At 35.7% G+C, this 6,000-nt stretch carries 5 protein-coding genes and 2 rRNA genes; 4 read left to right on the top strand and 3 right to left on the bottom strand.

Going from position 1 to position 6,000, the window contains the following annotated elements:
• Together T513_RS0101025 and rrf are read left to right on the top strand one after the other, a co-directional pair.
• Positions 1-207 (top strand): 23S ribosomal RNA (locus T513_RS0101025); the annotation flags it as partial.
• A 48-nt stretch (positions 208-255) separates the two neighbouring features.
• Positions 256-364: ribosomal RNA gene (gene rrf, locus T513_RS0101020) — 5S ribosomal RNA — on the top strand.
• Positions 365-677: 313 nt separating this feature from the next.
• Here the strand turns inward: rrf and ptsP are convergent.
• Positions 678-2,393 (bottom strand): phosphoenolpyruvate--protein phosphotransferase, encoded by a 1,716-nt coding sequence (gene ptsP / locus T513_RS0101015; RefSeq protein WP_029073065.1) that lies wholly within the window; start codon positions 2,391-2,393, stop codon positions 678-680.
• 181 nt (positions 2,394-2,574) lie between these two features.
• Between ptsP and nagB the strand changes: the two genes are divergently transcribed.
• Complete coding sequence (gene nagB / locus T513_RS0101010) at positions 2,575-3,306, top strand: glucosamine-6-phosphate deaminase (RefSeq protein ID WP_031588557.1); 732 nt, start codon at positions 2,575-2,577, stop codon at positions 3,304-3,306.
• Between the two features lie 52 nt (positions 3,307-3,358).
• Here nagB and T513_RS0101005 read toward each other — a convergent pair whose 3' ends face one another.
• Positions 3,359-3,808, bottom strand: coding sequence for a GAF domain-containing protein (locus tag T513_RS0101005; protein WP_029070698.1), 450 nt, complete (start codon positions 3,806-3,808; stop codon positions 3,359-3,361).
• A 130-nt stretch (positions 3,809-3,938) separates the two neighbouring features.
• Here T513_RS0101005 and metA point away from each other — a divergent pair, with 130 nt between their 5' ends.
• A complete protein-coding gene (metA, locus tag T513_RS0101000) occupies positions 3,939-4,874 on the top strand; it encodes a homoserine O-acetyltransferase MetA (RefSeq protein ID WP_029070699.1) in 936 nt (311 codons plus the stop codon).
• 28 nt (positions 4,875-4,902) lie between these two features.
• On the opposite strand, the gene murB is transcribed toward metA, so the two are convergent.
• Positions 4,903-5,925 carry a UDP-N-acetylmuramate dehydrogenase gene (gene murB / locus T513_RS0100995; protein WP_029073063.1) on the bottom strand — a complete coding sequence of 341 codons (1,023 nt, stop codon included), beginning with the start codon at positions 5,923-5,925 and terminating at the stop codon, positions 4,903-4,905.
• Positions 5,926-6,000: the final 75 nt, after the last annotated feature.

Raw genomic sequence — 6,000 nt, 5'->3', positions numbered from 1 at the left:
AGTTGTCACGCCAGTGGCACAGCTGGGTAGCCAAGTCCGGAAGGGATAAGCGCTGAAGGCATCTAAGCGCGAAGCCCCCTCCAAGATGAGACCTCCCATTGCGCAAGCAAGTAAGACCCCTCGAAGACGACGAGGTTGATAGACCGGGAGTGCAAGCATGGCGACATGTTCAGCGGACCGGCACTAATAGGTCGAGGACTTGACCGAAGAAGTATGAGAGAGATTCATGTGCGGCTTTGAAGGCTCGGCGGACAATCTGGCGGCGATGGCGCGATGGACACACCCGTACCCATGCCGAACACGGAAGTTAAGCATCGCTGCGGCGACGATAGTCGGAAACGGCAAAAACAGCACGCTGCCAGTCTGTCCGGTCCCCAAGGGGACTCCTTTTTTTTATCATTTTTTTCTAAAGAAGCTACGTTGCTTCTTTTTTTATTATATATATATCTATATCCCTTAAAATCAATTTCTAAGAGCTTTTAATTTATCATATATTCACTTAATAGTATTTTTCTATTTACCTCTTATATCGCCAAATATTGCGGATTTTATTTTGAATATAAATAGAAATATATACTTGCTTACTAAATAAAAAGTAGAGTGCATATCATTGATATCTACTTCTTTTATACAAATAAAAAAAGATCAGTGTGATGACACTGATCTTTACTGTTTTATTATAATCCTGTAGATTCAGAAACTAAGTCTACAACTTCTTCCATTGTAGCACATTCATCTGCACATTTATTTGCAAGAGTCTTACATTCTTCATAAGATAATCCTCTAATACGTTTTCTCTGTGCAAGAATTGAAGTAGCTGACATAGAGAATTCATCAAGACCTAAACCTAATAATAATGGTGCTGCCTTTGCTTCTCCAGCCATTTCACCACACATACCTGTCCATTTACCTTCTTTGTGTGATGCTTCAATTACATTCTTAACCAATCTGATGATTGCTGGGTTGAATGGCTGATATAAGTAGTTGATTGTAGAAGACATTCTGTCTGCTGCAAATGTGTACTGAATTAAGTCATTAGTACCAATTGAGAAGAAGTCAACTTCTTTAGCAAACTGATCTGCTAATACAGCTGCTGCTGGGATTTCAATCATGATACCAACTTCAATCTTATCAGCAACTTTAACGCCTTCAGCGATTAATTTTTCTTTTTCTTCCATTAATACGCCTTTAGCTTCTCTAAATTCTCCAAGAGTAGCAATCATTGGGAACATGATATGAAGTTCACCATAAACAGATGCTCTTAATAAAGCTCTTAACTGTACTCTGAAGATATCTTTTCTCTGTAAGCATAGACGAATAGCACGAACACCTAAGAATGGGTTCATTTCTTCAGGAAGTGGAAGTGCAGGTAATTTCTTATCTCCACCGATATCCAATGTTCTAACTACAACTGGACCATTAACATTTTCTAATACTTCCTTATAAACTTCAAACTGCTGTTCTTCAGTTGGAAGATCATCATTTTCCATGTATAAGAATTCAGTTCTGAATAGACCAACACCTTCAGCACCGTTAGCTTTTACAGCTTCTAAGTCATTTGGTGAACCGATGTTAGCAACTAATAAAGTCTTCTTACCGTCAGTAGAAACACTTTCAGCATCTACTAAAGTCTTTAATTCAGCTTTGTATTCATCATATTCTTTTTTCTTCTTTTCAAATTCAGCAATAGTAGCTTCATCAGGGTTGATGATAACATCACCTGTATCTCCATCTAACACGATGAAATCACCGTCTTTAGTTTCATCAAGAATTGTATTAGTGGCTACAACTGCTGGAATTTCCATTGATCTTGCTAAAATGGCAGAATGAGATGTTCTACCACCGATATTAGTAGCGAACCCTTTAACAAGATTTTTATCTAACTGAGAAGTATCTGAAGGAGTCAAGTCGTTTGCAATAATTACGACTTCTTCATCAATACTGCTAGGGTCTGGTAATTTTTTACCTAATAAGTGAGCTTTTAAACGTGTAGAAACATCTTTAACATCTGCAGCTCTTTCTTTGAAGTAAGCATCTTCCATAGAAGAGAACATTGTAATGAACATTGTAGCTACATCTTCTAATGCTGCTGCAGCATTTAATTTTTCATCTTGAATTTTTGCTTCAACCTGTCCACCTAATTCAGGGTCATTTAACATCTGAATGTGTGCATCAAAGACTGCAGCTTCTTCTTCTGATAAATTTTTTGAAGCCTTTTCTTTGATTTTTAAAATTTCTTGTTCAACAGCTGCTTTGTGTTCTCTAAAGCTTTCAACTTCAGCTGCTGGATCTGCAACAGTATCTCTTGTAACTGTTAAATCAGGCATTTCTAATTTATAAGCTTTTGCTAATGCAATACCGCTTGATGCCCCAATACCTTTAATTGTTGTCATTTTGACCTACCTCCATCTAGCTTACATTTTACATGAAATCGCTTATAAAATAAAGAGTTATGTGGAAACGTTTACTTTTTAAAGCAAAATATAAGTGAATTATTAAAGCATTTTCACAATATGAAAAATTCTCACAACCCTCATTTTTGTAGTACATAATGAGAGTGCAAGGAGGATGCATATGAATATTATTGTTGTTAAGAATTATGAAGAAGCAAGTCAAAAAGCTTTCGAAATTATCAAAAGTTTAGTTATTGAAAAACCGGATGCAAATCTTGGGTTAGCAACTGGGTCAACACCAATTCGTCTTTACGAATTGATGTGTGAAGATCATAGGGTCAATAAGACGAGCTATAAAGATGTCAATACATTCAACCTTGATGAGTATTACGGATTAAAGCATGATCATCCACAGAGCTATTACCATTTTATGCATGAACATCTTTTTAAACACATCGACATTAAAAAGGAGAATGTTCATATACCAATTGGGGAAGGTCATATTGAAGAAGATTGTAAAAGATACAATCAACTTCTTTCAAACAATAAGAGGGACATTCAGCTGTTAGGATTAGGTTCAAATGGACATATTGGATTTAATGAACCTGGTACTTCATTTGATACAAGTACCCACTATATTGCTTTAAAGGAAAGTACCATTAAAGATAATGCTGCACTATTCTTCAATGGAGATCTTGACGCAGTTCCAAAAAGTGCCATCACAATGGGTATTCACAATATCATGGAATCTAAGCATATCTTGCTTATTGCCTGCGGAAAAAGGAAAGCTGAAGCTGTCAAAGGGATGATTGAAGGGGAAGTCACTGAAGAATTACCTGCTTCAATTTTACAAAGACATCCACATGTTACAGTTATTATCGATGAAGAAGCAGCTTCATTACTCACAAAATAAAACGAGAAGAAATTATCTCTTCTCGTAAAAGAAAACCCTGAAAAGGGTTTTTTTAAATGCAAGTTAAATAGGGTGTAATCACATCTACAAGATTTTCAAGGAAGATCTGATCTTCTTCTGTAAAGCGGTCAAAAGAAGGAGAGTCAATATCTAATACCCCAATGCATTGACCATCTTTTATTAATGGGACTACAATTTCACTATTGGAAGCTGAATCACAGGCGATGTGTCCATCGAATTCATGAACATTGCTTACTCTTAAAGTCTTCTTTTCTTTGGCAGCTACACCACATACCCCTTTGCCATAAGGAATATGGACACAGGCTAGCTTGCCTTGGAAAGGACCAAGAATAAGTTCATTGCCTTTTGTACGATAGAATCCAACCCAATTGATATCATCAAAGTAATCATTTAGAACTGCAGAAATATTTGCCATGTTGGCAAGTGTATCCTTTTCTGAAGAAACAAGCGCTTGGATACTATTTATAATTAATTCTTTCATTTTATCACCTGCTTACAATTATAACATATTATAATATTTTTATTTCTTATTTTTATAATAATTGGTCATAGCTTTTAGCTAATATTAAATAAAATAAAATTATGATATGATATCCAGGAGGTGATTTATTGTGCCGATTAACTTACCGGATGATTTGCCAGCTAATAAAATATTAAGTGAAGAAAACGTGTTTGTAATGAATCAGACACGCGCCACAACTCAGAATATCAGACCATTGCGTATTATGATTGTCAATCTGATGCCAACTAAAGAAGTGACAGAAACACAGCTTTTAAGACTTTTATCAAACACACCATTACAGATTGAAGTAGATCTAATTCGTACTGCCAGTCATGAACCTTCTCATGTCTCAATGGAACATCTTCGTAATTTCTACCATACTTTTGAAGATATTAAAGATAATTACTATGATGGCATGATTATAACAGGAGCTCCAGTAGAAAAGATGCCATTTGAACAGGTGGATTATTGGAATGAATTGTGTACAATCATGGATTGGGCAACAAGTCATGTCTTCAGTTCATTTTTTATCTGTTGGGGAGCACAGGCTGCTTTATATCATTATTATAATATTAATAAGCATCTTCTTAATCATAAGGTAACTGGAGTCTATAAACATAAGATCAATACGGATTATATGAAAAGAAAGATCTTAAGAGGTTTTGATTATGAATTCTATGCTCCACATTCACGCTATACAACAGTGTATAAAGAAGATCTTGAAGCTATTCCAACATTGGATGTCCTTGCAGAAAGTGATGATGCTGGAGTATATCTTGTAGCTGAAAAAGACGGTTCCCGTTTCTTTGTGACAGGTCATTCAGAATATGATACGGATACATTGGATAAGGAGTATCATCGTGATCTTCTTAGAGAAGATATTGTCGCAGAGATACCTAAGAATTATTATGTGGATGATGATCCAAATAAGGATATTAAAGTAAAATGGCGTTCGCATGCTTATTTGTTATTTGCGAACTGGTTAAATTATTATGTTTATCAGCTTACGCCATTTGATCTTGATGAATTAAAACATCGTAAATAGAAAAGGTGATCACATGTGTGATCACCTTTTATGACATTTCTAATACTTCCTGTGAAATTGTGATATCAAATTTATCTTTGACAATCTGAATAATTTCATCTCTTGCTTCAGCAAGGGATTCATATGAAGTAGCACAATCGTTAATAAGCACTAATGCATTACGATCATGGACTTTCATCTGATGGAGCTTGTGTCCTTTTAAACCGGCTTTGTCGATAAGCCAACCAGTAGAGATCTTGTAGTGATCTTCATCTACCTTAAAGCCTTTAAGTTCAGGATAGTCTTTCTGTAAAGAGGCAAGCTTTTCTTTAGAGATAATCGCATTCTTGAAGAAAGAACCACAGTTAGGATTGATCTCTGGATCAGGAAGCTTGTGTGTTCTGATCTTAATGACTGTTTCTCTGATGATATCAGGTGTATATTCAGTGATACCATCCTGAGTTAAAGTATCCTGTACCTGTTTGTAGAAAGGAGGTGTAGGATTGCCTTTTTTTAGTGTAATAGTAACATGGTGAATGACATAGCGTCCCCATGCACTTCCTCTAAAGATCGAATGACGATATGAGAACTGGCAATCATCTTTAGAAAGTGTCACAAATGATTTTGTATTTGTATCATAGGCTTCTAAAGAAACAAATGTCTGAGAGATATCTTGTCCATAGGCTCCGACATTTTGTACTGGAGCAGCACCGATTGTTCCGGGAATCATGGACATTGCTTCAATGCCAGTAAGATGCATTTCTACACTCTTTTTTACAATGTCGTCAAGGATTTCTCCAGCTCCGATTTTAAAAGTGATACTGTCTTCGTCTTCAGCGATAACTTCAGTACCTTTTATTTTCATTAGCATGACAAGTCCATCAAAACCCTTATCAGTTGCTAAAGTATTGCTACCTCCTCCTAAGATGAATACTTTTAGGCCGTGGTCTTCGGCATACTGATAGGCATTCTTGATGTCTTCCTTGCAATTGATTTCAACCATGTATTTTGCTTGACCGCCTAAACGCATTGTTAAGTGGTCTTTTAGATTAATATTATTTTTGATTTCCATAACATTCTAACTATAACAAAAGATTGATTATCATTCAACTTTTTTGAGAATGTGAAAAAGAATCCTTTTATAATA

It is taken from the genome of Kandleria vitulina DSM 20405 (assembly GCF_000702065.1).
Taxonomy (GTDB): domain Bacteria; phylum Bacillota_I; class Bacilli_A; order Erysipelotrichales; family Coprobacillaceae; genus Kandleria; species Kandleria vitulina.
This window is presented reverse-complemented; position numbering and strand designations above follow the sequence as displayed.